25 protein-coding genes and 1 pseudogene are annotated in these 25,559 nt (G+C 69.1%); 13 read left to right on the top strand and 13 right to left on the bottom strand.

Annotated elements, in window-relative coordinates:
• On the top strand, positions 1–1,281 hold a 1,281-nt coding region (locus AB0C62_RS07965), incomplete at its 5' end, for an FAD-dependent oxidoreductase (RefSeq protein WP_362970654.1).
• Between the two features lie 64 nt (positions 1,282–1,345).
• Here AB0C62_RS07965 and AB0C62_RS07960 read toward each other — a convergent pair.
• From AB0C62_RS07960 to AB0C62_RS07950, 3 genes are all read right to left on the bottom strand, one after another.
• Positions 1,346–3,691, bottom strand: coding sequence for a glycosyl hydrolase family 65 protein (locus AB0C62_RS07960; RefSeq protein ID WP_362970652.1), 2,346 nt, complete (start codon positions 3,689–3,691; stop codon positions 1,346–1,348).
• Complete coding sequence (locus AB0C62_RS07955) at positions 3,688–4,425, bottom strand: beta-phosphoglucomutase family hydrolase (protein ID WP_362970650.1); 738 nt, start codon at positions 4,423–4,425, stop codon at positions 3,688–3,690. Before AB0C62_RS07955 ends, AB0C62_RS07960 begins: the two co-directional genes overlap by 4 nt.
• 139 nt (positions 4,426–4,564) lie before the next feature.
• Entirely contained in the window at positions 4,565–5,026 is a 462-nt protein-coding gene (locus tag AB0C62_RS07950) for a universal stress protein (RefSeq protein ID WP_362970648.1), read from the bottom strand.
• A gap of 257 nt (positions 5,027–5,283) precedes the next feature.
• On the opposite strand from AB0C62_RS07950, the gene AB0C62_RS07945 reads away from it, so the two are divergent.
• Positions 5,284–6,480, top strand: a complete 1,197-nt coding sequence (locus AB0C62_RS07945) for an AI-2E family transporter (RefSeq protein ID WP_362970646.1) — start codon at positions 5,284–5,286, stop codon at positions 6,478–6,480.
• 81 nt (positions 6,481–6,561) lie between these two features.
• On the opposite strand, the gene AB0C62_RS07940 is transcribed toward AB0C62_RS07945, so the two are convergent.
• Positions 6,562–6,738, bottom strand: a complete 177-nt coding sequence (locus AB0C62_RS07940; RefSeq protein ID WP_362970644.1) for a hypothetical protein — start codon at positions 6,736–6,738, stop codon at positions 6,562–6,564.
• A 144-nt stretch (positions 6,739–6,882) separates the two neighbouring features.
• Between AB0C62_RS07940 and AB0C62_RS07935 the strand changes: the two genes are divergently transcribed.
• Positions 6,883–7,377: a BlaI/MecI/CopY family transcriptional regulator gene (locus AB0C62_RS07935; protein WP_362970642.1), complete on the top strand. Its 495-nt coding sequence runs from the start codon at positions 6,883–6,885 to the stop codon at positions 7,375–7,377.
• A gap of 92 nt (positions 7,378–7,469) precedes the next feature.
• Here the strand turns inward: AB0C62_RS07935 and AB0C62_RS07930 are convergent, their stop codons facing one another.
• Entirely contained in the window at positions 7,470–7,652 is a 183-nt protein-coding gene (locus AB0C62_RS07930) for a hypothetical protein (RefSeq protein ID WP_362970684.1), read from the bottom strand.
• Between the two features lie 91 nt (positions 7,653–7,743).
• Positions 7,744–8,073 (bottom strand): SDR family oxidoreductase, encoded by a 330-nt coding sequence (locus AB0C62_RS07925; RefSeq protein ID WP_362970640.1) that lies wholly within the window; start codon positions 8,071–8,073, stop codon positions 7,744–7,746.
• A gap of 363 nt (positions 8,074–8,436) precedes the next feature.
• Between AB0C62_RS07925 and AB0C62_RS07920 the strand changes: the two genes are divergently transcribed.
• Together AB0C62_RS07920 and AB0C62_RS07915 are read left to right on the top strand one after the other, a co-directional pair.
• On the top strand, positions 8,437–10,365 hold the full coding sequence (locus AB0C62_RS07920; RefSeq protein ID WP_362970638.1) for an N-acetylmuramoyl-L-alanine amidase: 1,929 nt from the start codon (positions 8,437–8,439) through the stop codon (positions 10,363–10,365).
• Positions 10,366–10,473: 108 nt separating this feature from the next.
• Entirely contained in the window at positions 10,474–10,929 is a 456-nt protein-coding gene (locus AB0C62_RS07915; protein WP_362970636.1) for a MarR family transcriptional regulator, read from the top strand.
• A gap of 91 nt (positions 10,930–11,020) precedes the next feature.
• On the opposite strand, the gene AB0C62_RS07910 is transcribed toward AB0C62_RS07915, so the two are convergent.
• On the bottom strand, positions 11,021–11,716 hold the full coding sequence (locus AB0C62_RS07910; protein WP_362970634.1) for a type 1 glutamine amidotransferase domain-containing protein: 696 nt from the start codon (positions 11,714–11,716) through the stop codon (positions 11,021–11,023).
• Between the two features lie 470 nt (positions 11,717–12,186).
• Between AB0C62_RS07910 and AB0C62_RS07905 the strand changes: the two genes are divergently transcribed.
• The 3 genes from AB0C62_RS07905 (at position 12,187) to AB0C62_RS07895 (ending at position 14,724) form a co-directional block, all read left to right on the top strand.
• Positions 12,187–13,254: an alpha/beta hydrolase gene (locus tag AB0C62_RS07905; RefSeq protein ID WP_362970632.1), complete on the top strand. Its 1,068-nt coding sequence runs from the start codon at positions 12,187–12,189 to the stop codon at positions 13,252–13,254.
• A gap of 225 nt (positions 13,255–13,479) precedes the next feature.
• Complete coding sequence (locus AB0C62_RS07900; RefSeq protein WP_362970630.1) at positions 13,480–14,040, top strand: NAD(P)H-dependent oxidoreductase; 561 nt, start codon at positions 13,480–13,482, stop codon at positions 14,038–14,040.
• A 123-nt stretch (positions 14,041–14,163) separates the two neighbouring features.
• Positions 14,164–14,724 carry a CGNR zinc finger domain-containing protein gene (locus AB0C62_RS07895; protein WP_362970628.1) on the top strand — a complete coding sequence of 187 codons (561 nt, stop codon included), beginning with the start codon at positions 14,164–14,166 and terminating at the stop codon, positions 14,722–14,724.
• Between the two features lie 132 nt (positions 14,725–14,856).
• Here the strand turns inward: AB0C62_RS07895 and AB0C62_RS07890 are convergent, their stop codons facing one another.
• Positions 14,857–15,327 carry a MarR family transcriptional regulator gene (locus tag AB0C62_RS07890; protein ID WP_362970626.1) on the bottom strand — a complete coding sequence of 157 codons (471 nt, stop codon included), beginning with the start codon at positions 15,325–15,327 and terminating at the stop codon, positions 14,857–14,859.
• Between the two features lie 121 nt (positions 15,328–15,448).
• Between AB0C62_RS07890 and AB0C62_RS07885 the strand changes: the two genes are divergently transcribed.
• The 4 genes from AB0C62_RS07885 to AB0C62_RS07870 all read left to right on the top strand — a co-directional run bounded on the left by AB0C62_RS07885 (position 15,449) and on the right by AB0C62_RS07870 (position 18,799).
• Positions 15,449–16,498 carry an LLM class flavin-dependent oxidoreductase gene (locus tag AB0C62_RS07885; protein ID WP_362970624.1) on the top strand — a complete coding sequence of 350 codons (1,050 nt, stop codon included), beginning with the start codon at positions 15,449–15,451 and terminating at the stop codon, positions 16,496–16,498.
• Positions 16,491–17,522 (top strand): LLM class flavin-dependent oxidoreductase, encoded by a 1,032-nt coding sequence (locus AB0C62_RS07880; RefSeq protein ID WP_362970622.1) that lies wholly within the window; start codon positions 16,491–16,493, stop codon positions 17,520–17,522. Before AB0C62_RS07885 ends, AB0C62_RS07880 begins: the two co-directional genes overlap by 8 nt.
• A gap of 20 nt (positions 17,523–17,542) precedes the next feature.
• Positions 17,543–18,259, top strand: coding sequence for an NAD(P)-binding domain-containing protein (locus AB0C62_RS07875; protein ID WP_362970620.1), 717 nt, complete (start codon positions 17,543–17,545; stop codon positions 18,257–18,259).
• A 141-nt stretch (positions 18,260–18,400) separates the two neighbouring features.
• The gene (locus AB0C62_RS07870) at positions 18,401–18,799 is read left to right on the top strand and encodes a DUF1622 domain-containing protein (protein WP_362970682.1); all 399 of its coding nucleotides are present in this window, start codon (positions 18,401–18,403) and stop codon (positions 18,797–18,799) included.
• Between the two features lie 41 nt (positions 18,800–18,840).
• Here the strand turns inward: AB0C62_RS07870 and AB0C62_RS07865 are convergent, their stop codons facing one another.
• Positions 18,841–19,647: a DUF1963 domain-containing protein gene (locus tag AB0C62_RS07865; RefSeq protein ID WP_362970618.1), complete on the bottom strand. Its 807-nt coding sequence runs from the start codon at positions 19,645–19,647 to the stop codon at positions 18,841–18,843.
• A gap of 405 nt (positions 19,648–20,052) precedes the next feature.
• Here AB0C62_RS07865 and AB0C62_RS07860 point away from each other — a divergent pair, with 405 nt between their 5' ends.
• A complete protein-coding gene (locus AB0C62_RS07860; RefSeq protein ID WP_362970616.1) occupies positions 20,053–21,756 on the top strand; it encodes a SpoIIE family protein phosphatase in 1,704 nt (567 codons plus the stop codon).
• Positions 21,757–21,820: 64 nt separating this feature from the next.
• On the opposite strand, the gene AB0C62_RS07855 is transcribed toward AB0C62_RS07860, so the two are convergent.
• From AB0C62_RS07855 to AB0C62_RS07840, 4 genes and pseudogenes are all read right to left on the bottom strand, one after another.
• Complete coding sequence (locus tag AB0C62_RS07855) at positions 21,821–22,159, bottom strand: hypothetical protein (RefSeq protein ID WP_362970614.1); 339 nt, start codon at positions 22,157–22,159, stop codon at positions 21,821–21,823.
• Positions 22,160–22,258: 99 nt separating this feature from the next.
• Positions 22,259–22,471, bottom strand: a pseudogene (locus AB0C62_RS07850) (helix-turn-helix transcriptional regulator); the annotation flags it as partial.
• Between the two features lie 86 nt (positions 22,472–22,557).
• Entirely contained in the window at positions 22,558–24,258 is a 1,701-nt protein-coding gene (locus AB0C62_RS07845; RefSeq protein ID WP_362970612.1) for a methyltransferase, read from the bottom strand.
• A 76-nt stretch (positions 24,259–24,334) separates the two neighbouring features.
• A complete protein-coding gene (locus AB0C62_RS07840) occupies positions 24,335–25,498 on the bottom strand; it encodes a 4-hydroxybenzoate 3-monooxygenase (RefSeq protein ID WP_362970680.1) in 1,164 nt (387 codons plus the stop codon).
• Between the last annotated feature and the right edge of the window lie 61 nt (positions 25,499–25,559).

The following is a 25,559-nucleotide window of genomic DNA, read 5'->3' as shown; positions in this document are numbered from 1 at the left end:
CCCCACCTGGCGAACCCGCTCACGTTCTACCTCCCCGTGTACAAGGGCGGGCCGCACGGCGCGGCGAAGCTCGGAGCGGGCGTCTTCGCCTACTCTGCCCTCTCCGCCTTCGGCGACGGCGTCGGCCACCTGCTCAGCCCCGCCAAGGCCGCGGAGAGCGTGCCCGAACTGCGCACTGACAACCTCAAGGCCGTCGCCGTGTACGGCGACGACCAGATGAACGACTCGCGGCTCGCTCTGATGACCCTGCGCGCAGCAGTCGAGTCCGGTGCCTCCGTCCTCAACTACGCCGAGGTCACCGGCCTGCGCTTCACGAACGGACGGGTAACGGGGGCGGAACTCAGAGATCAGCGCTCCGGTGACGAGTTCGGCGTGGACGCCCGCCTGGTGCTGAACGCGACCGGACCGTGGGTCGACCACCTGCGCAAGCTGGAGGACCCGAACGCGGCCCCCTCCGTCCGCCTGTCCAAGGGCGCGCACCTCGTCCTGAAGCGCACTGCTCCGTGGAAGGCCGCCCTCGCGACCCCGATCGACAAGTACCGCATCACCTTCGCCCTCCCCTGGGAGGACATGCTCCTGCTCGGCACCACCGACGAGGAGTACGAGGGCGACCCGGGCGACGTCGGCGTCACCGAGAAGGACACCGCTCAGATCCTCGACGAAGCGGCGCTGTCCGTGCGGGACCAACAACTGTCCCGCGACCTCATCACCTACGCGTACGCCGGTCTGCGGGTGCTGCCGGGCGGTCCCGGCGACACCTCCAAGGCCAAGCGGGAGACGGTCGTCACCGAAGGCCGCGGCGGCATGCTGTCCGTCGCGGGCGGCAAGTGGACCACCTTCCGGCACATCGGCCGCACCGTGCTGAAGAAGCTGGAGACGCTGCCCGGCCACCCGCTCGGCGAGGACATCGAGCCGATCTCCGAGCTGCCGAAGAAGATGCCGCTCCCCGGCATCGCCAACCCGCGCGCCGTCGCACACCGCCTGCTCATCGACAACCCGGCACCCGGGCCCCGCATGGCCGCCGACACCGCCCGGCACCTGTCCACCCACTACGGCTCCCTGGCCTTCGACATCGCCCGCCTGGCGAACGAGAACCCCGAACTCGCCGAGCGCATCCACCCGGACGCCCCGGAGATCTGGGCGCAGGTCGTCTACGCCCGCGACAACGAGTGGGCCGAGACAGCCGACGACGTACTGCGCCGCCGTACGACGCTGACCATCCGCGGCCTGGCCACGGACGACATCCGGCGTCAGGTGGAGGACCTTCTGCAAGCGAAGTAGCCGCGCCGGCCTGCGACCGCGAGGACGCGGCCCCCACTCGCCGTCGACCCAACCGATCCTGGGATCAGGGGCGTTGCGCGGGTCGGCGGCCTTGCGGTTGCTCCGGTGCGGGTTCGGGGACCTGGGCCGGGAGAGGCATGCGCCGGGAGGGGGTGGTGGAGACCGTGAGCTGCGTTCCGTCGTGGACGATGGTCAACGGCTCCCCCGACGTGAGGGTGTAGGTGACGGCGGTGGAGTCGATCTCCACGTGAAGGCAGCGCCCTCGTGTCTGGACCTTGAAGGCCAGCCGAGTCAGTTGGCGGGGCAGGCGCGGCGCGAAGGTGAGCGTCGCGCCCTTCTGCCGCATGCCCCCGAAGCCTGCGACCAGCGCGAGCCAGGAACCGGCGAGTGAGGCGATGTGGAGCCCGTCGCGTGTGTTGTTCTCAAGGTCGTCGAGATCCATGAGGGCTGCTTCGCCGAGATAGGCGTAGGCGAGGTCCATGTGTCCGACTTCGGCCGCCATGATCGCCTGGCAGCAGGCCGAGAGGGACGAGTCGCGGACGGTGAGCGCCTCGTAGTAGGCGAAGTTGCGCTTCTTCTGCCGGTCGCTGAACAGGTCACCGCACTTGTACATGGCGAGGACCAGGTCCGCCTGTTTCACCACTTGCTTACGGTAGAGATCGAAGTACGGGTAGTGAAGAAGGAGCGGGTACCGGTCCGCTCCCGTTTCCGCGAAGTCCCACTTCGCGTGACTGGTGAACCCGGCATGTTGCTCGTGGACGTCCAGCTCGTCGTTGAAGGGGATGTGCGTCCGATCGGCCGCCAACCGCCAGGCAGTTGCCTCCTCCGCGCTGACGCCGAGGGCGGCGGCCTGCTCCGGGTAGCGCTGGACGGCGTCGACGGCGGCCCTCAGATTGGAGCGGGCCATCAGGTTGGTGAAGACGTTGTCGTCGACGAGGGCGCTGTACTCGTCGGGTCCGGTCACGCCGTCGATGTGGAACGTCCCGCCGGCGTCCGTCTGACCGAGGGAGCACCACAGGCGGGCGGTCTCCACCAGGATCTCGACTCCGGTGTCGCGGGCGAACTCCTCGTCGCCGGTGGCGGACACGTAGGTGGTCACCGCGTCGGCGATGTCCGCGTTGATGTGGAACGCGGCGGTGCCGGCCGGCCAGTAGGCCGAACATTCGGAGCCGGTGACGGTCCTCCAGGGGAACGTGGCGCCTCGCAGGCCGAGTTGAAGGGCGCGGTCCCGCGCGGCGGGGAGGGTGTTCTGTCGCCAGCGCAGGACGTCGGCCACGGCTTCGGGATGCGTGTAGGTGAGCACCGGCAGGACGAACGCCTCGGTGTCCCAGAAGCAGTGCCCGTCGTAGCCGGAGCCGGTCAGGCCTTTGGCCGGGATGGCGCGGCCCTCGACCCTGGCTCCCGCCTGGAGCGCGTGGAAGAGTCCGAAGCGGACGGCTTGCTGGATCTGTGGGTCGCCGTCGACCTCGACGTCCGCGTGTTCCCAGAAGTCGTCGAGGTACGACCGCTGTTGCGCGAGCAGTTGGTCCCAGCCCGTGCTGCGCGCGCCGGCGAGGGCGGCGTCCACCTGGTCGCGCACGCTCGGCAGGGACCGCTCCGCCGACCATCCGTAGGAGACGAATTTGGTCAGCCGCAGTGACTGGCCCGGCGCGACCTGCGAGGTGACCGTGAGCCGGCTGACGTCGGCGTCGCTCTCGCTCGACGTCTCCGTCTCGGCAGGTCCTTCGACGAGGTGGTCGGCCGCGGCGGCGACCCGCAGGCGACTGCGCTCGGTCGTGTGGATGAGGCGGAGCCGCATCTCGGCGGCGAAGTTCTCCTCCGCGACGAGTGGTGCTGTGATCGCCGCGGTCGCTCTGGGGTCGCGGGATCCCTGTGGCAGCGCCTCGTTGGCCACGAGTTCGGACTGGACGACGAGGCGTACCTCGGTGTCCACGGCCTCCACCTCGAAGCGGATGGCCGCGATGGCCCGCTCGGAGAAGGCAACCAGCCGCGTGGACCTGACCCGGACGGTGTGTCCCGACGGAGAGGTCCACTCGCAGACGCGGTGCAGCAGTCCGGAGCGCAGGTCGAGCGTGCGCTCGTGGGAGCGCAGGGTGCCGTACCGCAGGTCGAAGGGTTCGTCGTCGACCAGCAGGCGGATGATCTTCCCGTTGGTGACGTTGATGACCGATTGGCCGGACTCCGGATACCCGTAGCCGGCCTCCGCGTACGGCAGGGGCCGCAACTCGTGGACCCCGTTCAGATAGGAACCGGGCAGGCCGTGCGGCTCTCCTTCGTCGAGATTGCCGCGCCATCCGATGTGACCGTTCGACAGGGCGAAGACGGACTCGCTCTGCGCGAGCATGTCGAGCTGCAGTCCGCTCTCGTGGAGGGACCACGGATCGACGGTGTACGCGGGGTCGGTGATCATCGCGACTCCCGGAGGGCGCCGAGTCCCTGGACCACGATGTCGGCACCGTGCGACCGCAGGGCGGCCGCTTGGTCGGCCCGGTCGACTCCGACGACGTAGCCGAAGTGGCCCGACCGACCGGCCTCCATTCCCGCGAGCGCGTCCTCGAACACCGCGCAGGCCGCGGGAGCGACGCCCAACTCGTGGGCCGCGGCCAGGAAGGTGTCCGGCGCGGGCTTTCCCGGCAGGCTCCTGTCCTCGGCGATCACCCCGTCGATGCGCACGTCGAACAGGTCCTCCGCACCGATCGCCCGCAGCATCGCCTGACAGTTCTTGCTGGAGGAGACGACCGCCGTCCGCAGGGTGGCCGTGCGGACGGCCCTGACGTAGGCGAGGGAATCGTCGTAGGCTTCGACGCCGTTCTCGCGGATCCGTCCGAGCAGCAGCTCGTTCTTGCGTTCCGCCAGCCGCCGGACCGTGTCCGCGTCCGCCGGGTCGCTCGGGCTGCCCTCGGGCAGTTCCACACCGCGCGAGGCGAGGAAGGTCCGCACGCCATCCGTTCGAGGTCGACCGTCGACGTATCGGTCGTAGTCGGTCTGGTCGAAGGGACGGAAATCCTGGCCGAATCGGCCTTTAAGGAATTCGTCGAACATGTCCTTCCACGCGGCGGCATGCAGACCGGCAGTACGCGTGATCACTCCGTCGAGATCGAAAAGGCACGCCTGGACTTCGGTGGGCAGGCCGAGGTTCGTCACCAAGCGGTCCTTCCTCGGCCCGTCGCCCTCCATGCCCGTCGGCAGCAGGCTTCACCCGCCTGACGGCGAAGCCCCTCAAGGCGCCACCGGGGTCGACGCCGTTCCCTTGCACGACGTTCGCACCGGGGGTCGTCAAGGGTCACGGAACCACGGTGACAGGCCACAGTCCGCGCTTGACCAGGCGCACGGCCATGGAGCCGATGAGCCTGTGCCCAGCGGACTCGGAGGCGCCGACCACCACCGTGTCCGCCTTGAGATCACGCGCTGCCGTCACGAGTCCGTTGTAGGGATCGTCCCGGAAGGTGTGGAAGGCCCATCGAACCCCTCCGAGGGCCTGCAGATTCTCGGTCGCCTTCCTGATCTCGCTCGCAACCTCTTCGGCCAGCTCTTGGGTCAACGCTGCGGCGTTCACTCCGGCGGCGACACTCGCCGCCATATAGGGCTGGATGTAGACCAGAGCGAGAGTCGAATTCTGTCTGCGCGCGAGGCCTGCGGCGTAGGCCGCGGCCCGCCATGCGGATTCAGATCCATCGACGCCCGCGAGAACCACCCGAGGCCCATCCGTGCCGCGCTCGAACACATCCTGATGCTCGTCAGTCACACAGGAAAGGCTAACTGTTCTCGCCGTCGGAAGCGCTCCGGCGACTTCCGGCTCTCAGATCCGATCGGGCCGGCTGCGACTCCGCGAGCACACTTGGCCCATCAAGGTGATCCCACGGCCCGCACACTCCGGGATGAGGTGCTCCGGCTGATCATTGGTATTGAATTCCTATCCGTGCCGGCAGTCAGGGCACTCTGCCCGCAGGGGCACCACTCCTACGGGTATGCCGTGTCCCTTCCGACAGACAGGTGCGGCCTGTGCGGTTCACAAAGAGGCCGGAGAATGCCGACGCCGATCAAGAGGGAGTGGGCGACCAGCCGTCTCCCCCTCCCCCACCGGCCCCTCCGCCTCCGGCAGGCACGCCCTCCGCGCCCGGCCGCCCCGAACCCGTTTCCGTTGTTCCCTGGGGAATTCGCGTCGGAGCCGAAGTCGGATGGCGCCTGCTCGTCCTCGCGGCCATCTTGTGGGTGCTGATCCGCGTCATCAGCGTCGTCCACCTGATCGTGCTGTCCTTCGCGGCAGCTCTCCTCATCACCGCACTGCTTCAGCCCACCGTGGCTCGCCTCCAACGGCATCGGGTGCCGAAAGGCGTAGCGACCGCCGCGACGGCCCTCTGCGGGTTCCTCCTTCTGGGCCTGGTCGGCTGGTTCGTCGTCTGGCAGGTGATGGACAACCTGGACGACCTCTCGGATCAGCTGCAGAGCGGGGTCGACGACCTCAAGCACTGGCTCCTCAAGAGTCCGTTCCACATCACGGAAGCCCGGCTCAACCACATCTCCGACAAGCTGGGCGACAGCATCGGATCCAGCAGCGACCAGCTCACTGCCGCCGGCCTCCACGGCGTCACGGTCCTCGCGGAACTCCTGACCGGCGTCCTGCTCACGGTGTTCTCGACGTTGTTCCTGCTCTACGACGGACCGCGCATCTGGGAATGGTCCCTCAAGTTCGCCCCGGCACCCGCCCGCTCCGCGATCGACGGCGCCGGACCCCTCGCCTGGCACACCCTCACCGCGTACGTGCACGGCACGGTCATCGTCGCGTTCATCGACGCTGTCTGCATCGGGCTGGGGATCTACATCCTCAAGGTGCCTCTGGCGCTGCCGCTGGCGGTCGTCATCTTCGCTGCCGCGTTCGTGCCGCTGGTCGGTGCGGTCGCCTCAGGAGCCTTGGCCGTGATCGTCGCCTTCGTCACCCAGGGCGTGTTCACCGCCCTCCTGGTCCTGCTCATCGTCCTCGGCGTTCAGCAACTCGAGGGACACGTCCTGCAGCCGTTCATCCTGGGCCGGGCCGTACGAGTCCACCCCCTGGGCGTCATTCTTTCGGTGGCCGCCGGGGGCCTCATCGCCGGCATCGGGGGTGCGGTGGTGGCGGTGCCCCTGGTGGCCGTGACCAACACCGTGGCGGGCTACCTGCTGAACCGGGACCCCCAACGACCGCACGAACCCGCGGAGTAGGGCTTCGACCGGGTCCACCGACGACGGGACTCTGAACGCACACAACTCGGCAGAGCCCTCTATCTCGGCGTTCGGGCCGGCTCACTCCTCGCGCTCGAACTCCGCCTGGGCCCGCTGCGCGTCCAGCTCGTCCTGCGCGGTGCGGTAGACGTCGCGCACCAGGCTTCGGACCACCTCGGGGTCGGACGACGTGGAAGCCGTACGAACCCGGTCCTCCCACCCGTCCGCCTCGCCGTGCTTCCCATCGTTCCTGGCCATACCACAACCCTAGCCACGACCTCACGGATCGCCACTCGGCCGTCCGGGCCAACAGCCGAATGTAATTGTTAGGTCAAGTTACATCTCTGCATCCATGGGTAGTATGCGCAACGTCATCCATGAGGCATGAAGGAGTGAACGGTTGTGACCAGCCAGCCGGCCGCCACGCTGCGATCACGGTACGTCGAGCAGGCCGCGTCGGATCTGGAGGAGAACCGCCGTCGCCAGAGGGAACTGACCGACAGGATCTCGGTGTTGCAGCAGGAAGAAGCAATGCTGATGGACATCCTGAGGCTGGCCGAGCGGTACGAAGGCTTGCCCGACCCGTCACGCATGCCCGACCAGAGCCGCTCAACCGCGTCCGACACGAAGGGGAAGTCGCGCAGGTCGCAGCTCGGGAGCGTTCTGCTGGAGCTGCTCGCCGGTCATGACGAGCCGCGCCCGAGCAAGGAAGTGCGGGAAGAACTCCTGGCGAAGCACCCGGACCGCAGCCCGACACCCCAAGTCGTACGCAACACGCTGGAGTCGTTGGTGGCGAAGGGGCGCGTCCAGCGGCACAAGCAGCAGCGAACGGTGACGTACAGCCTCGCGAGGCGCCCGGAGCTTCGTGTCTCCACCGCATCGAAGAACTCCGACTGAACAGCTGGCGGACTCGGAGTTCATACGCTTCACCGACGCCTGCCCTCTCGGTTGCGTTCGGTGGCGATGCGTCGCGATCAGCTCGGCTCAGGTCACAGCCCAAGGTCCAGGGCGAGACAGGAGAACTGGTTCCAGGAGGCCTCAGGGTTGTATGAGGCGCCACTCGGACCGTTCGCGGCCTGCTCCTGGACCATCCGGTCGAAGCCGATGCGCTCGGGGAGCCTGCCGAATCGGGCCTGCCGCACCGCCGCATCCATCGCACCCTCAGTGTCCACGATGACTCCCTCTCCCTTGCCGCCGCACGGTCCGACCGATGGCCCGACCACTCCGGCATCCCGGATGGCCATCAGCCTGTCCCCTCGCCCGTCACCTGTCAAGGCAGTGACGCGACCGGGATCGCCAGGAGCTTGCCCCGCCGTCCACCGCATAGGTGGCGCCGGTGATGTACGACGCCCGGTCGGAGGCGAGGAGGGCAGCGAGTTTCACGATCTCCCCGGGCTGTGCGAAGCGCTTGAGCATGGTCTTGCTCATGATGGCGGCCCGGGTCTCGTGGTCGTCCCGTCCCGAACCCGGCAGCTCGGCGCACGGCGGTCGGTCCGACGCCGAGGACCTCGAACGACCGTGACGACTCCCGCACCGACCTCGCCGAACAGCCCTCCGAAACCTGCGCAGGCGACGCGGAGGGGAAGAACGCATCTCAGCCGACGCTGACCGTTGGAGCGCCGAACGAGTTGCCATCTTTCGTCCGTCCGGAGCGATTTGGCTGATTGCGTCGAAGACGTGCCGGAAGGACCTGCCAGTCGAATCCGGTTGCCGGGCGGAACCACAGGGCGGGTGTGACCGTGCCGACCGATTCCTTTAAGGTACCTGTGCATCCGGAGGCCGACCGCGGCACACCGCGCCCGCTACGGCGGGACGTGCAGTCGTAGTTCACCTCGTCGCTGGACTCGAGGGTGAATCAGCTCTGCTTCCGATCACGAACTCAACTGTGCCGCTCGGCAGTCCTGTTGCGGCTCACCTCGTGGCCTCTCACTCGAACCCCACGTAAGGATCTTCGTCTTGCACAAGAGGAACAGACGGCTGCGGCTCCCCGTCCTGGTGGCGGCCGGTGCGCTGGCCGCAGGTGGCCTGGCCACGCTGCAGTTCACCGCGTTCGCCGCCGGCCCGAACGACTCCGCCGGCACCACTCGGCAACAGGACTTCGCCTCCGCCGCCGCGGAGTACGACGTTCCCGTCGACGTTCTGCTCGGCGTCGCCTACCAGGAGTCCGCATGGGACGCCCACGGCGCGCGGCACAGCACCGACGGTGGCTTCGGACCCATGCACCTCACCGACGTGACCCCGGCCATGATGGCCGGTGGCGACGCGGGCGCCGTCGGACGCGAGGACCTTGCCGCCCTGGCTGCGAAGCCGGCCCTGCACACCCTGCAGGCCGCCGCAGAACTGACCGGACTGTCCCCGGACGCCCTGCGTACGGACTCCCGGGCGAACATCCGCGGCGGCGCGGCCCTCCTCGCGTCGTACGAGAGGACGGTGGCCGGCAGCACGCCGACGGACCCCTCCAAGTGGTATGGCGCTGTGGCCCGTTACAGTCAGTCGACGCAGCGCCAGGGCGCTGTCGTCTTCGCGGACCGTGTCTTCGGCACCCTCCGCAAGGGTGCCTCCCGTGTGACGCACGACGGCCAGCGCGTCCGGCTCGGCGCCACTCCCTCGGTTCGCCCCTCGGCCGCACAGGTGGACCGGCTGCACCTGAAGGCGGCGGACACCGCGGACACCGAGTGCCCGCCGAGCGTGGTGTGCACGTTCGTGCCCGGCTCCTCGGTGGGTCTCCAGGTGTCGAACCGGCCCGCGAACGGCATCCGGATCGACACCATCGTCATCCACGACCTGGAGTCGACCTACGACGCCGGCGTCAGGGACCTGGCGTCGCCGACCAAGAACGCCGCGACCAACTACGTGATGCGGTCGTCCGACGGCGCGGTGACCCAGATGGTCCCCACCAAGGACATCGCCTTCCACGCGGGCAACTACTCCACGAACATGCATTCCCTCGGCATCGAGCACGAGGGGTACGCCGCGAACGGCGCCACCTGGTACACCGAGGCCCAGTACGAGTCCACGGCCGCTCTGGTCAGGTACCTGGCGGCACGGTTCGACATCCCCCTGGACCGTCAGCACGTCATCGGTCATGACAACGTTGCCGGTCCGGCAGACGCCTATGTGTCCGGCATGCACTGGGACCCGGGCAACGCCTGGGACCGGGACCACTTCATGACGCTGCTCGGCCGGCCGTACGGTGGCGCGCATCGCGTCCCCGACGTGGGCCAGGTCGTGACCGTCGACCCGACGTTCGCCGACAACGTTCAGACCGTGCGGGTCTGCCCCGGTGACGATCCGCTGGACCCCTCGGCGCCTTGCGCGGACAGGCAGCAGGCGTCGAACTTCGTCTATCTCCGCAAGGCCCCGGACGCGTCCGCGCCGCTCTTCGGCGACCAGGCGATCCACGGGAGCGGTGACGGCACGAACCGCATCAGCGACTGGGGCAGCACCGCCCAGTCCGGGCAGCAGTTCGTCGTCGCCGATGTGCGGGGCGACTGGACCGCGATCTGGTTCAGCGGCGCCGAGGTGTGGTTCCACAATCCGGACGGCAGGAACGCCAAGATCACCTACGGTGTGAAGCTGATCCGTCCCGCAGGCGCCACCCCGGTGGCCGTGTACGGGCAGAGCTACCCCGACGCCTCCGAGTACCCGGCCGGACTGAGCCCGTCGACGCAGTCAGCGCTGAGCGTGTACACCGTCCCGGCCGGCCAGGCGTACGTGGCGACGCAGCCTCCGGCCGTCACCGACGACTACTTCAAGAGCAGCGGGACCGTCGTCCTCGGCGCCAAGAAGATGTACACCATCCAGTACAACCACCGGGTCGTCCTCGTGTACGCGAACGACGTCACGGCGACCCCGGTGTCCCACCACTGGGAAGACGGGAACTGATCGACCTGCCGACGAGGTGAGGGGCCCGGCCGAACCCACCGGGCCGGGCCCCTCACCTCGTCGTGGGCGCCGCGCGGGCTTCGCGTGCCGGAGATCTAGACTGTGGCCATGCCAGACGTGATGCACATCGAGCCCCTCGACCGCGACGAGGAGGCGTTCCTGCGGGCCCTGGGCCGTGTGATGGCTCTGCTTCCCCGGGTCGTCGATGCCGACATGCTGGACGAGCACCCCATTTCGAGCACCGAGTACCTCGTCCTGGTGCACCTCTCCGAGGCACCGCACAACCAGATGCGGATGAGTGAACTCGCCAACCTGTGCGGAATGTCCTTGAGCGGCATGACACGGGTGGTGAACCGGCTGCAGGCCCGGTCCCTGGTCGTGCGCGAGAAATCTCCCGACGACGGCAGGTCCTGGCTCGCCGCCCTCACCGAGGCGGGCTGGACTCAGTTGAAGGCCGCGTGGCCGACCAACCTCGCGAGTGTGCGACGCCATGTGTTCTCACGCCTGGACGGTTGCGACATCGCCGCCGCCACGGAGGTGCTGCAGCGCATCGCACCGCAGTAGGGGCCCCGCCACGAACAGCCGCCCCCATCAGGGCAGTTGACGTCAGACAAGACAAGCCTCGCGATGCGCTGCGCGCAGCCCTACGACATGCTCACTTGAGGATTTCGAGCAACCGGTCCGCCAGGACGGCCGCCGAGTGCGGATTCTGTCCGGTGACGAGATTGCGGTCCTCGACCATGTAGGGCTCCCAGATCGGGCCGCGGCTGTAGTCGACGCCCACCTTCTCCTTCAGGTCGTCCTCCAGCAGCCACGGCGCACGGGAGGCCAGGCCGACGCCTTCCTCCTCCTCGTTGGTGAACCCGGTGACCCGGTAGCCCCTGAAGGGAGACACGCCGTGTATCCGGGTGGCCAGGAGGGACGCCGGGGCGTGACACACGATCGCCAGTGGGTTGCCCGAGGCGAGTTGCGCGGTCAGCAGTCGGCCTGCGTCAGCGTCGTACGCCAGGTCCGACATCGGCCCGTGCCCGCCGGGCAGGTAGACCGCGTCGTAGTCCTCGAGGCGCACGTCCGAGAGTTTCAGGGGTCGGCGCATGACCTCGGCGGAGCGGATGATCTCCTCGAGTTCCAGGGCGCCGTCCTCGCCTCCGGCCATGGATGGCCTGAGGCTCATCATGTCGACGTTCGGTGTCACGCCGCCGGGGGTCGCGACGACGACCTCGTGGCCGGCTTCCGTGATCGCCTTGTACGGCATCGCGAATTCCTCGGCCCAGTAGCCGGTCGCGTATCGAGTCCCGTCTTTCAACACCCAGTACGTCGCGCCGCTCACGATGAAAAGTACCTTCGCCATCGCCGTCCGCCTCCTCACCCTCGAACAATCTGTTCGCGGGATTTAGACGCATTCCACCCTAGGTACGACCATGGCCCGGCGCATGCCGACGAGCTCCCGAATCCGCACACGCAGCGTGGAATTGCGGTCGCCGCATGGAATCGATCCGTCGCATCCCGACTCAACTCGTCGGCATCCGTGGGGTGTTGTCCGCACAGGTGAAAGGCGGGTCTCGTGACCCTGGAGGCGAAAAGAGATCTCGCTCTTCTCTGAAGTGCCCGATGGGGGGCGACGCGCCGATCGCGTCCGAAAACAGGGACGGGACGGCCTCGGTGGCATCCGGCAGGGACGGCAGAGCGACGTCACCTGCTTGACCGGTGACGGCACCTGTGGCACGGTCAGGTCACACCCGCACCGGCAGCCCGCGACGACCCGCCGGCAGCCCCTGCGGTCGGCATGTCGAACTCAGGAACCGCACGACGGAGGACCCTATGCTCAACAGGCGTACGTTCAACAAGGCGCTCGGCATCGGAACCGGCGCCACCGCGGCTTCGCTGGCCGGTTTCCAGAACACCGCGAACGCCTCGGCCACCGGACGCGACGGGGGCGCCACCCCGACGCCGACCACGCCCACGACCGCCCCCGCCGCGCACACCTCGCTCGGGCCGCTGAAGCAGGTCAAGGCGGGGTTGCTGGACGTCGGTTACGCCGAGGCCGGCCCCGCGCACGGCCCCGTGGTCGTCTGCCTGCACGGCTGGCCCTACGACATCCACAGTTTCGTGGACGTCGCTCCCCGGCTCGCGTCCCAGGGCTATCGGGTCATCGTCCCGTACCTGCGCGGACACGGCACGACGCGGTTCCTGTCCTCCCGCACGTTCCGCAACGCCCAGCAGTCGGCGGTGGCCCTGGACATCATCGCCCTGCTGGACGCCCTCAAGATCGAACGTGCCGTGCTCGCCGGATTCGACTGGGGTTCGCGCACCGCCGACATCATCGCGGCCCTGTGGCCCGAGCGCGTCAAAGCCCTTGTGTCCGTGAGCGGTTACCTCGTCACGAACGTCGCGGCACAGCAGAAGCCGCTGGCCCCTCAGGCGGAGTACGCCTGGTGGTACCAGTACTACTTCAGCACCGAGCGGGGCCGCCTGGCCATGGAGGACAAGGCCGACCGGCACGGCCTCTGCCGACTCGTCTGGGACACCGTGTCCCCGACCTGGGACTTCGACGACGCCACGTTCGAGCGGACGGCCACCGCCTTCGAGAACCCGGACTACGCGGCCATCGTGATCCACAACTACCGCTGGCGGCTCGGTCTCGCCGAAGGCGAGCAGCGCTACGACCGCTACGAGAGGGTTCTCGCCACGCGTCCCGTCATCGCCGTGCCGACCATCACCCTCGACCCCGAGCGCGACCCGTTCACCGCGCCGGGGAACGGCGCCGCCTACCGCGACCGCTTCACAGGTCCCTACGACCACCGGACGCTGGCGGGCATCGGTCACAACGTGCCCCAGGAGGCGCCCGCCGCCTTCACGCAGGCCGTCGTCGACGCGGACCGCCTCTGAGCCCAGGGCCGGGCGTCCATCACCTTTCAGAAGGTGACCTCTACGGTTCGCCCTCACCACGGCGAGGCGGAGCGGCCCATGAGGAAGCCCGCCCGAAGCAGCGCGCCGCGGCGCACCTGGGCCCATTTACTTGACCCATCAATCACCTCTCGGCATACTTCGCTAGGCAAGTACTTATGGCGGTGTGTTCACCAGCCGCTGCTGTCCGCACGAAAGGGCCTTCCCGTGACCAAGATCGGAATCATCATCGGCAGCACCCGGCCGGGCCGTAACGCCGAGGCCGTCGCCCGCTGGGTGCACGAAGTCGCCATCGAGCGCACCGACGCCGAGTTCGAGCTCGTCGACCTACTGGACTACAAGCTGCCGCTGCTGGACGAGGCCTACCCGCCGTCGATGGGCAACTACACCCAGCCCCACACCCAGGCATGGGCCGAGAAGATCGCGTCCTTCGACGGGTACGTCATCGTCACTCCCGAGTACAACCGCGCGGTGCCGGGCGCCCTGAAGAACGCCATCGACTTCCTCTACGCCGAGTGGAACAACAAGTCCGTGGGCTTCGTCAGCTACGGCGGTGTCGGCGGCACCCGCGCCGTGGAGCACCTGCGCGGCATAGCCGGCGAGCTCCAGTTGGCCGACGTCCGATCCCAGGTGACCCTCTCGCTGTTCACCGACTTCGAGAACTTCTCCACCTTCACGCCGGCCGACATCCAGCGGGACACCCTCGTCACCACCCTGGACCAGGTCGTGGCGTGGGCCGGCGCGCTCGCTCCGCTGCGCGCCGCCTGACCGACCGGGACGGCCACCCTTCGGCTGAACCGGATGTGAGCCGCGAGGCCGACGCGCCCATCCGCGCGTCGGCCTCCACAGGCGCGCCTTGGCAGTCACACAGTCACCTGTCAGACTAGTGATGTGAACCTCGACCACGTCTTCGTCTGCGGGAATCCGGCCCTCGACTTCGCCGCGACCCTGCGCGCGCGGCGCTCGGTCCGGTTCGAGATGTTCGCGACGCCGGACAGGTTGGACGCGTGGTACACGGAGTCCGGCGTCGTGGACGCCGTCTCCCCCGCTCAGGGCACCGACGTGGAGCAGGCGAAGGCCGTGCGTGAGGCGGTCTACGAGCTGGTCACAGCGCGTCGCCTCGGTGAGGACTTCGGTCACGGGGCCCTCGCCGTGGTCAACAGCGCCGCGCGTAAGTCGCCTGCCGTGCCCCAGCTCACCCCCTCCGGACGCTGGACGGCCGCGACGCCCGACGAGGCGCTGTCCACGGTGGCGCGGCTCGCGATCGAGTTGCTGAGCGGACCGGACGTACCCCTGCTCAAGGAGTGCGGAAACCCCGAGTGCACCCGCACCTACATCGATCGCTCACGCGGGATGCGACGGCAGTGGTGCGGCATGGAGTCCTGCGGCAACAAGATCAAGGCGGCCGCCTACCGCGCCCGCAAGAAGGAGACCGCGCCGGCCTCCAGCTGACGGACGGGGCGGGCGGCGATCGCACGTGCTCGTCACGGCTGCTTCGACTTCACCGACGTACGCACGCCACCCCGGTAGACCCCGGACACACGCACGGCCGCGTATGGCGAACTCGGCCAGGACCGTTCCCTGTCAGCGCCGGTGGATTCCCCGGGCGGCGCGCAACGCGGCCATCGCGTCACCGACGGCCGCGATCCGCTCCGCACTCAACGAATCGACGAACACCTCACGGATCGCACGCAGGTGCGGCAGCAGGGCCGCCCGGAAGGCGTGGGCGCCCTCGTCGGTGAGTGCCACCTCCGCGCCGCGGCTGTCGGTCGCACACTTGTCCCGCCGAATCAGCCCGCGGCGCTCCATCCGTCCCAGGTGATGCGACAGCCTGCTGCGCTCCCAGCCCATGGTCTCGGCCAGCTCCGACGACCGCAGGGTGTGACGGGCGGCCTCGCCGAGCGCCAGAAGCACCGCATAGTCGCCCGGCGACAAGGAGGAGTCCCGCTGCAGGCGGGCGGCCAGCTCGTCATGGAGTGCCTGCGCGGTTTCGACAAAGTCGCGCCACACCCGTAGCTCCTCGGCATCGGGATACGGGCTCCGTCGTTCACTCACCACTGGCCGCCTCTTTGTTTGACGTGTCAATCATGTCGAGTGATACTTGCTTCATCAAGCACATGCTACTCCCGCATCTCTCAGGTGGCCCGCCGTCCGGGAACCATCGGAGGAGGACGCCATGACGACCGCGACACTCACCTTCGGTCTGAACTCATTCGGGGAGGTCGCGACGGACGCCGGACGCGTCCTTGACGACGCCGAAACCGTGCGGCTGCTCGTCGAGGAGGCGCGCCATGCCGAGGCCGTGGGCCTGGACGTCTTCAGCGTCGGCGAGCACTACCGTCCCGGCCACGTCGACACCTCAGCTCCGGTGCTGCTCTCCGCCATCGCCTCCGCCACCCGGCGCATTCGCCTCGGAACGTCGGTGACCGTGCTGAGCACCAACGACCCCGTGCGGCTCTACCACGACTTCTCCACGCTCGACGCGGTCTCGAACGGCCGCGCCCAGCTCGTCGTGGGACGCGCCTCGGCGACGGACTCGTTCCCGCTGTTCGGTTACGACGTCAGTGACTACGAAGAGCTCTTCGAGGAGAAGCTCGAACTGCTCATGCGGCTCCAGCGGGAGGACTCGGTGACGTGGTCCGGCGCCTTTCGCGCTCCGCTGTCGGAGCAGCGACTGCGTCCCCGGATGCGCCAGGACGGGATCCCCACCTGGATCGGAGTGGGAGGCAGCCCCAACTCCGTCCTCCGCGCGGCCCGTTACGGCCTCCCCCTCATGCTGGCCATCATCGGTGGGCGCCCGGAGCGTTTCGCCCGTCATGTCGATCTCTACCAACGCGCCCTGCGGCAGGCCGGACACGACCCCCAGCCGATCGGCCAGCACTCGCTGGGGTTCGTGGCGGACACCGACGAGGAAGCCACCGAGACCTGGTGGGAGTACTGGAAGCCGGTGGTGACCGGCCTCGCGAAGGAACGCGGCTTCTATCCGCCGACCTGGGACGTCTACCGCGACGAGATCGACCACGGTGCGCTCTACGTCGGCTCGCCCGACACCGTCGCCCGCAAGATCGCCACGGCTGCCCGTGACCTGAGTCTGAGCCGCTTCGACCTCAAGTACGACATCATGCACCTCCCCCGCGAGGCCCGCGCCCGCAGCATCGAGCTGCTGGGGCGCGAAGTCGCCCCACGGGTGCGGGAATTGCTCACGAAGGAGTCCCGTCATGTCTGATCTCGACTTCGGCCTCGACACGTTCGGCGACGTGCCGGTGGACCACTCCGGTGCACAGGTCTCCCATGCCCGGGCGATCCGTCAGCTCGTGGACGAGGCGGTTCTCGCCGACGACATCGGCGTCGACGTCCTCGCGGTGGGGGAGCACCATCGTCCCGAGTACTCGGTCTCCACGCCGGAAACCGTGCTCGCCGGCATCGCCACGCGGACCAAGCGTCTTCGGTTGTCCTCCGGCGTGACGGTCCTCAGCTCCGACGACCCCGTCCGGGTCTTCCAGCGCTTCGCGACCGTCGACGCCCTGTCCAACGGGCGAGCCGAGGTGATCCTGGGACGAGGGTCCTTCACGGAGTCCTTCCCCCTCTTCGGTTACGACCTCAGCGACTACGACAAGCTGTTCGAAGAGAAGATCGAACTCTTCGTGCGGCTGCTCGACGAGAAGCCCGTCACCTGGAAGGGCAGTGTCCGGGCCCCCCTCGAAGAGGCGGAGGTCTTCCCTCCCACCGAATCCGGCCACCTGACCACCTGGGTCGGTGTCGGCGGTTCACCCCCGTCGGTCGTCCGGACCGCCCGCTACGGCCTTCCCCTGATGCTCGCCGTCATCGGCGGCTCCCCCGCACGCTTCGCGCCCTACATCGACCTCTACCAGCGGGCCACGGCGCAGTTCGGCACCACCGCACACCCCGTGGGGATGCACTCGCCGGGATTCGTGGCCGACACCGACGAGGAGGCCCGCGAGGTGTTCTGGCCCAGCTACCGGACCATCCGCGACCGTATCGGCGCGCTACGCGGCTGGCCGCCGATACGCCGCGCGGAGTTCGACGCCGAGATCGAGCACGGCTCGCTGTACATCGGTTCGCCGGAGACGGTCGCGCGCAAGATCGCCCGCGCCGTGGGCGACCTCGGCGTGGGCCGCTTCGACCTCATCTACACCGCGGGCGCGCAGCCGATCAGCGCCCGGCTGCGTGCGGTGGAGTTGTACGGCACGAAGGTGATTCCCATGGTCCGCGACATCCTGGCCGGCTGACCGAGGGAGAGGGAGACACCATGAACAACGACGACGCGCGCACGATCGGCATCCTGGGCGCCGGAAAAGTAGGGACCGTACTGGCACGGCTGGCTCTCGCCGCCGGCCACCGCGTGCTGATCGCGGGTTCCGGCGCGGTCGAGAACATCGCTCTCACCATCGAGGTGCTCGCCCCCGGGGCGGTCGCCGTCACCGCGGACGAGGCGGCGACCGGGGCGGAGGTCGTGGTCCTGGCGCTCCCCCTGGGAAAATATCGCAGTCTCCCTGTCGAAGCCCTGCGGGGAAAGCTGGTCATCGACGCGATGAACTACTGGTGGGAAGTCGACGGCCCACGGCAGGACCTCACCGACCCTGCCGTCTCCACCAGCGAGATCGTCCAGGCGTTCCTGCCCGACTCGCACGTGGTCAAGGCGTTCAACCACATGGGGTACCACGACCTCGAGGACGGAGCCCTGCCCGCCGGAACGCCCGGCCGCAAGGCGATCGCCCTCGCCGGCGACGACCCGCACGACCTGACCGCCGTCGCACACCTTGTGAACGCCCTCGGCTTCGACCCCGTGGACGCCGGCCCACTCATCGAGGGCGTACGACTGCAACCCGGCACGGAACCGTTCGGCGCCAACGTCGGAGCCCTCGAGCTGCGGGCCATGCTGGACCGCTTCCCGACCACGGAGCACGGCCGAGCGGTCCTCGAAGCCCGGGCCACAGGAACGGCACCCTTCCACATGGCCCGCTGAAGCGCCCCGGCGAGAGCACCAGGGCCGCGGCCGTGGACCGGGTCACCCATCCGGCTCCTCACCCCCGTTCGCGCCGGGGCACAGGAGAGCGCGAGCGCCTAGCCTGACAGAGTAGCCAGGGAGGACGAGTCGTCTGCCGTGATGTTCAGCATCGGTGACCTGCTGCCCGAGTCCGGCCTGCGTACCGGAGTCGATATGTTGGTGCGCCTGGTGGAGGCGGGCGGCGCCATCATCATCTTCGTCGGCGCGGTCGTCGCTTTCTCCCGTCTTGTCACGGTTGGACTGCGGGAACGCAAGCCTGAGATCTTCGTGTCCGTGCGTCTCACCCTGGGGCGCTTCCTGCTCCTGGGTCTGGAGTTCCAGCTCGCCTCCGACATCCTGCGGACGGCCATCTCCCCGACCTTTCGCGAGATCGGCCAGCTGGCCGCGATCGCGGCCATTCGAACAGCGCTCAACTACTTCCTCGGTCGCGAGATCAAGGAGGAACGCGCCCAGATCGCGGCCGAGAAGGCGCCGGAGGTCTCCGGAGAAGACTCGTGACAGCGATGCTCAGGTGGTGAGGGCAGGCGACGCCGCGTACCTCAGCACTGCTGCTCGAAATGAAGGTTCTGCCAGCGTCCGGCCGCGATGTCCTGGCGGGTGCCCACGATCAGATTCAAGGTGAACAGGCCGTGGTCGACGCCGTTCCCGGATATCTGGGCCAGGAGCACCAGGCCGTCCTGGTCGGGCGGCACCTGCCACTGGTCGGAGAATCCGCCGATCTGCGCGACGGAGTGGGGCGCGGTTCCGGCGTGGACGCTGTTCACCAGGGCCGCTACGAAGCGGTCCACCGCCTCCGCGTCCTTGCCATCGCCGTCGCCATCGCCGTCGCCGTCGCCCTCGCCGTCCAAGAATGCCTGCACCAGTGGAGCTCCGGGCCACTCGTGGTCGATGGTCAGTCCCGGCACGGGGTACAGCACACGCGGTTCGTAAGCAGCCGCCTTCGAAGCGTCCACGTCCTCGGGCAACGGACGTTCCGCGCTCGGGACACCGGCCGGGACGTGGAGAACGGCGGAGTCCTCCGGCTCGTACTCGAACGTGGTGAAGAACAGCAGTTGCCCGTCCGGGGGAAGGTCGATGTCGAGGTAGTCGCGGGGCAGGGCCGCGCAGTCGACGACCAGTACGAAGGGGTCCGCCTGTCGGCCCCTTTCCGCACCCTCGGGCAGCGGGGGAAGCCCGCCGGTGCGTCCGGCCGGACGCAGGCCCTCCCGGGCGGCCTCGGGCAGATCGGCGTCCCCCACCAGCAGGACACACGGTCGCAGCAGCCCCGCCAGCTCCCCTGCCACGTCAGCGGGAACGCCGTGCTCTCCCGCCAGCCCGGTCACGTTGTGCTCGTCGACGTATGCCATGCCGATGATCGTGTCACGGGCCACTGACACCGGGCCGGACTCTCCTCGGGCGGGAAAGACCCCGAGTATGCGGTGCCGGCCCACCGGACCGCCAGAACCGAGGGCGTGGCGCGGTCCCGGACACAACCTGCTCGATTCCGGGCGCGTCCAGTCCGTAAACGCGTGCTAGAAAAGGGGGACTTCGGCTCTCGTGGCCGACGGCGATCGGCGGTTCGGACAAGAGCAGCCTCCTCAGGGAATCCGTCCCGGCAGCCCCTGCACTGCCCGCCCCCTCTGACGTGGTCAGGTGGGACGGCAGCCACGGCGGCCGCGGAGCGGCTTCTCCTGATCACGCTGCCTGCCCAGGACCTGTCCGGGACTCGACCGGACGGGCGGGCAAAGCCCCCTGTCATGCGAGGAGCCATGATGACGGACCGCTCAACCGCACCGCCGACGGTCATCGATCAGCTGAGTGTGAGCGCGGCCCTCGAGCACGCCAGTGCGGGCGTGTACGCCGTCGGGGAGTCGGGGCGGATCATCTGGGTCAACACGCGCGCTCTCGATCTCCTCCTTCGCGGCGCCGACGACGTGATCGGGCACGACGCCCACGATCTGTTGCACCGCGACGCGCGCGGACGGCCGGTCCCGAGGGAGAGCGGCCAACCACGCCCACCGCTTCAACAGGCGTTTCGGACGGGCCGCAACTGGTATCCCCGCGGCGACGGAACCCTCCTGCCGGGGCAGTGGTTCTCCCTCCCCTGCGAACCCAACGAGCAGGGCGTGGTCGCCCTGGTGGCGTTCCATCCCGCCGAGACACCCGAGCAGGACGCGGGCAGGCCGGCGGCGTCGCCCCGCGCCCTGTCGGAGGGTGAGCGTCTGGCCCTGCTGGCCGACACCACCGCTCAGTTGATCTCCAACGTCGACGTGCACGGGGCCCTGCGCCGAGTGGTCGAACTGATGCTTCCGCGGCTCGCGGACTGGGCGGTCATCGACCTGATCGTCGAGGGGGACGAGGTCACGCGATCGCTGGTCGTCCAGGCACAGGACTCCGTGCTGCGTATCCGTGAGGACCTGCAGGGCCCCATGCCCCCGATTCCCGCCTCCTCCCCCATGCCCCTGTCCAAAGCCCTGCGAGGTGCGGCTTCGGCTCTCGCGGGCCCCGAGACCTACGACGGGCCCCCCGACACCGGCATCGCGGTGGAACAGCGCAAGCTGTTCGAGGCGACCGGGATCCAGACCGCGGCCATCGCTCCCATCCGCGGACCCCACGAGGTCGTCGGTGCCCTCACCTTGGGGCGCACCCGACGCGACGAAGCGTTCACCACGGACGATCTGGCCCTCGTGGAGGACATAGCGCGCCGGATCGGCATCGCTCTGGAGAACGCGCGCCACTACCAGCGTCAGCGCCAGATCGCCGCCACCATGCAGCGTTACCTGCTGCCCCAGCTCCCACGGTTGTCGGGGGTGGAGATGACCACGCGCTATCTGCCCGCCCCGGACGCCTCGCACGTCGGCGGAGACTGGTACGACGCGTTCACCCTCCCGGCAGGGGACACGGCGCTGGTCATCGGTGACGTGGTCGGCCACGACCTGGACGCGGCCGCCGGCATGGCACAACTGCGCAACATGCTGCGCGCCTACACCTGGTCACAGGACAACCCCCCGCACCGCACCGTGCAGCACCTCGACCAGGCGATGAGGCACATCACCGACGTCCGCATGGCCACCCTCATCCTGGCCCGCCTCGCCTGCGACCCCGCCGGACACTGGATCCTGCGCTGGACCAGCGCAGGCCACCCACCGCCCCTGCTCGTCGACTACGACGGAGTGACCCGCTATCTCCACGAGGGCAACGGACTCCTCCTCGGCACCGGCACCGACCGTCCGCGCCACGACGCGCAAGCGGTGCTCCCGCCGGGATCCACGCTCGTCTTCTACACCGACGGACTCATCGAGACCCGCCGAGAGCTTCTGGACACCGGTCTGGAGCGCCTGCGCCGGCACGCGGCCGCACTCGCCCATCGGCCCTTGAACTCGTTCACCGACCTCCTGCTCGAGCGCACCCGTCCGACCGACAACGACGACGACGTCGCCCTGCTCACCATCCGCATCCCGCTCGGCACCCCGTAGGACAGGGTTCCGCGTTCGGCGCTCCGAGCCACGGATCCGCCCACACAGACGCGGACCTCCCGTTTCAGCCCGCGTCAGGCGCAGCGACGATGTTTCCGTCCTTGTCGAGGGTGTGGGTACGCCAGTACACGTCCCACTTGTCGTCGACCTGCTGCGGCACCTTGCCCGCGGGATACCGCGTATATCCCGCCGAAGGCTCTTCCTTGTCCGAGAAGCAGGCCGACCCGGTGCCGCCCACCGACAGGGCGGGGTACTCGCCGTTGCCGCAGATGTTCTCCTGGTACCCGAAGTCGGCGCATCCGGTGAGGACCGTGGCAGCGGCCGCGGCCGCAAGGGCAGCGGCGACAACGACGGGAAGCCTTCCGGCGCGGAGGAGGATGGCGGGTCGGTTCGTGCGGGGCACGTTCACGATGATCTCCAGTCACTTGGTATGCACCCACCTTCGCCGTCCAGGACCTCCCGTGCCTTGAGTACCCGTACTCAGAGGAACCTGGTCTCGTGCTCAACACGCCCTGGCGGAAGCCGATCTGATGGAGTCGCAGGTGTTCAGGCCAGGGGCCTCCAAGGAGCTGAGGGCGTCGGCGAGTTGTGTTCTGGTGGTGATGCCGAGTTCGGGGAAGATCCGGTAGAGGTGCGAGCCGATGGTGCGGTGGGAGAGGTAGAGGCGCTGGCTGATCTGGCGGTTCGTGAGCCCGGTGGCGGCGAGCGTGGCGATCCACAACTGCGGTGCCCGGCCCAGGCATACAGCCTGCGCCGGGCCTCGCATCGCCTGCGGCAGCACCCTCCGTGTGCCGGGGACTCCTAGGTCGTGGGTGCGGTGTTCGCCGTGCCGGTTCTGCGGGCGTGCAGAACGCTGCCGTCCAGGGGCAGGGGTGCCTGGCTCACCAGGGTGAGGCCCGCTTCGGCGAACAGTTGGGCGTAGTGGTCGGCGCGTCGTTCGCGGCCGCCGACGTTGCACATCATGTGCAGGTCCCAGGCGGTGGCCAGCGAGACCGAGCCGTCGGTGGGCAGGACGCGTTCGACGACGAGCAGATCGGCGGTGTCGGGCATCGCGCGGGCGCAGTGGCGCAGGATGTCGAGGCAGCGGTCGTCGTCCCAGTCGTGCAGGACGCGGGACAGGACGTAGACGTCGCCGCCCGCCGGGACGTCCGCGAAGTCGCCCGCTCGGAAGGTGCACCGCGCCGCATGGCCGGCCTCGCCGAGAAGGCGGCGGGCGGTCTCGACGGTGTGCGGGCGTTCCAGCAGGAGGCCGCGCAGGTGGGGGTGCGCGGAAAGGATTCGGCCGAGCAGTTCGCCATTGCCGCCGGCGATGTCGACCACGGTCGCCCCGTCGGGAGCGTCGGCGAGGACGGGGTGGGCGGGCAGCGGGTCGAACATGCGTGAACCGGCGGCCATCGACCGGTCGAAGAGTTCGGCGAGTTCGGGATCGCGGGCGAAGTGGTCGAAGTGGTTCTCGCCGAAGCGTTCCTCGAAGGCGACCTGCCCGGTGCACACGGTGTGCCCGAGCCCTGCGAAGGACTCGTAGAACGGTCCTCCGTACATCAGCGCCAGCGGCCGCATCGACCCTTCGGCGTCCGCACGCAGCAGCCTGCCGGTGTCCGTGAGCCGGAAGCCGTCGCGGCCTTCGCTCACCACGCCGAGCATGGTGAGGTAGCGCAGCAGGGTGGTCAGGTTGGGCGCGAAGGCTCCGACGTCCTGCGCCAGTTGCGCCACTCCGACGGCACGCTCCTCGTGCATCGCGTCGGCCACCTCCAGCTGTGCGAACGCGGCGAGGGCCTGGGTCGTCCACGCCCCGGTCAGCAGGCGCAGCAGTGCCTCGGCGGGCTGCCCCTTGCGGTGTTCGTCGAGGTGGGCGGCGAGGATGTCCCGGTGATCGCCGGGGACGTACACTTCCACGCGCCGGTAGCCGGCCTTGGCCTCGGCGGGCGCGGTGAAGTAGAACACCGTCCCGTTCTCGTGGGGGTTGTAGCCGCCACCGCCAGGGGTGGCGCCGTACCGTCCGAAGGTCGCGCACAGGCCGCGCAGCACCAACGGGTCCGGTGCCTCGACCTCGAAGGCGACATGCGCCTCGTGCTGCTGCTCCCGCTCGTGCGTGGCGAGGGTGTCGAGGTCGGAGCCCGGCGGCACCGTCAGCGCGAACACCTCGACCATGCGCCGCGCCCCGTCCCGGCACTCCACCGCGGGTCGCAGAATGCCGACGTCGAGGTGCGCCGCGGACCTCTTGTGCCGTGCGGCCAGGCGTTCGCGGACGACGACGCTCGGCCTCGGCGACGTGTCCGCGACGAGCCCGCAGTCGGCGAGGAGGGCGTCCAGCGCCGCCGCGTCGGGCGGGAAGACGAGGAGTGCCGCGTGCGAGAAGTCGCAGCGCTCGGCCAGGGTCCGCAGCTCCGGGCCGTCGAGCCCGGGGAGCAGGAGCGGGAGCAGGGTGGCGGTGTCCTGTTCCTTGACGAAGTCGACCGTCGCGCGCAGGCGGGACGTGTCGCCCGACAATGCCGTGATCATTGCGGGAGGATCCTCATTCCGGGGTTCGGTTGTGTGCGTACGGGTGTACGCGGGTGCGGAGCGTGAGGGCGGCGGCCTAGACGCCGACGTAGTGCTCGGCGAACCAGTCCTGATGGCTGCGCGAGGTGCGCAGCGAGGTGAGGCGGGAGCGGCGCAGGGAGTTGTGGAACCGGGATTCGCCGTCCGCGCCGGAGGGGCCGTGCAGCAGCCCGATCATCCAGTGGGAGAACTCCTGCGCACGCCAGATGTGCGTCAGACATCGCGCCGAGTAGGCGTCGAGTCCCTCGGAGTTCCCGGCCGTGAGGTTTTCGATCAGGGCCGGGGCCAGGATCGCCGCTTCGAGGACGGCGAGGTTGGCGCCCTTCGCGGCGGAGGGGCTGATCAGGCCGGCGGCGTCGCCCACGAGGAACAGGGCGCCGTGCCGGAGCGGTTCGAGCACGTCGGACTCCAGGTCGATGACGGCCCGTTGCACGATGGGCCCGCGGCGCAGCGGGCCGTACTCGCCCGCCCGCATCCGCAGGTCCAGCTCGCCCCAGATCCGGTCGTCCGACCATGCGTCGGCCGGGATGCCGCGTTCGCACTGGAGGTAGTAGCGGGTGACGTCGCTGGTGCGGGCCATGTGCCCGGCGAACCCGTGCTCGTGCACCGCGTATCCGACGGCGTCGAGGCTGGGCGGCGCCTCGGCGAGCAGACCGAGCCAGGTCACGCCGTGATCGCGGTGGTGGCGAACCGTTCCGGCCGGCAGCGAGCGCCGGGCCGCGCCGTGTCGTCCGTCGCAGCCGGCCACGTACCGCGCCCGCCACAGGCCGGGCCGCCCGTCGGCCTCGCGCACGGACACCTCGGGCCGCTCGGTGTCGGCGCCGCGCACGGCCACGGCCTCGGTGCCGAAGCGGATCTGTCCGCCGCGTTCGAGGAACCGCGTCAACAGGTCGGTCACCAGGTCCTGTTGGGGGTAGACGGTGTGGCGCTCGCCCTGGCCGAGCCCGCTGTAGTCCAGCCGGAACCGGCCGTCCTCGGTACGGAACTCGCAGGTGTTGTGGGTCTGCCCGTGCCGGTGCAGTCCTTCGGCAAGACCGTGCCGCTCCAGGATCCGTACGGTGTTGGCGGCCAGGAATCCGGCACGGGCCCGTGTCTGCACGTGCGCGCGCTCGGCCCGCTCCAGGACGACGCAGTCGATGCCCTGGTCCACAAGGATGTTGCCGAGCACGAGCCCGGCCGGCCCGGCCCCGAGGACGAGCACATCGGTCGCGTGGTCGTCCGGTTGCCGACAACTCTTTCCATCTGTCACGGAGACAGATACT

The organism is Streptomyces sp. NPDC048643, from assembly GCF_040650615.1.
GTDB lineage: Bacteria > Actinomycetota > Actinomycetes > Streptomycetales > Streptomycetaceae > Streptomyces.
Note: the sequence above shows the minus strand (reverse complement) of the source record. Positions and strands in the feature narration are given on the sequence as shown.

What these genes read in the sequence shown, in the direction of transcription:
- AB0C62_RS07960 (WP_362970652.1), bottom strand. Translation starts at nt 3,691, where the DNA reads ATGATCACCGACCCCGCGTACACCGTCGATCCGTGGTCCCTCCACGAG.
- AB0C62_RS07940 (WP_362970644.1), bottom strand. Translation starts at nt 6,738, where the DNA reads ATGGCCAGGAACGATGGGAAGCACGGCGAGGCGGACGGGTGGGAGGAC.
- AB0C62_RS07925 (WP_362970640.1), bottom strand. Translation starts at nt 8,073, where the DNA reads ATGCGTTCTTCCCCTCCGCGTCGCCTGCGCAGGTTTCGGAGGGCTGTT.
- AB0C62_RS07915 (WP_362970636.1), top strand. Translation starts at nt 10,474, where the DNA reads ATGCCAGACGTGATGCACATCGAGCCCCTCGACCGCGACGAGGAGGCG.
- AB0C62_RS07910 (WP_362970634.1), bottom strand. Translation starts at nt 11,716, where the DNA reads ATGGCGAAGGTACTTTTCATCGTGAGCGGCGCGACGTACTGGGTGTTG.
- AB0C62_RS07905 (WP_362970632.1), top strand. Translation starts at nt 12,187, where the DNA reads ATGCTCAACAGGCGTACGTTCAACAAGGCGCTCGGCATCGGAACCGGC.
- AB0C62_RS07885 (WP_362970624.1), top strand. Translation starts at nt 15,449, where the DNA reads ATGACGACCGCGACACTCACCTTCGGTCTGAACTCATTCGGGGAGGTC.
- AB0C62_RS07880 (WP_362970622.1), top strand. Translation starts at nt 16,491, where the DNA reads ATGTCTGATCTCGACTTCGGCCTCGACACGTTCGGCGACGTGCCGGTG.
- AB0C62_RS07875 (WP_362970620.1), top strand. Translation starts at nt 17,543, where the DNA reads ATGAACAACGACGACGCGCGCACGATCGGCATCCTGGGCGCCGGAAAA.
- AB0C62_RS07870 (WP_362970682.1), top strand. Translation starts at nt 18,401, where the DNA reads ATGTTCAGCATCGGTGACCTGCTGCCCGAGTCCGGCCTGCGTACCGGA.
- AB0C62_RS07865 (WP_362970618.1), bottom strand. Translation starts at nt 19,647, where the DNA reads ATGGCATACGTCGACGAGCACAACGTGACCGGGCTGGCGGGAGAGCAC.
- AB0C62_RS07860 (WP_362970616.1), top strand. Translation starts at nt 20,053, where the DNA reads ATGACGGACCGCTCAACCGCACCGCCGACGGTCATCGATCAGCTGAGT.
- AB0C62_RS07845 (WP_362970612.1), bottom strand. Translation starts at nt 24,258, where the DNA reads ATGATCACGGCATTGTCGGGCGACACGTCCCGCCTGCGCGCGACGGTC.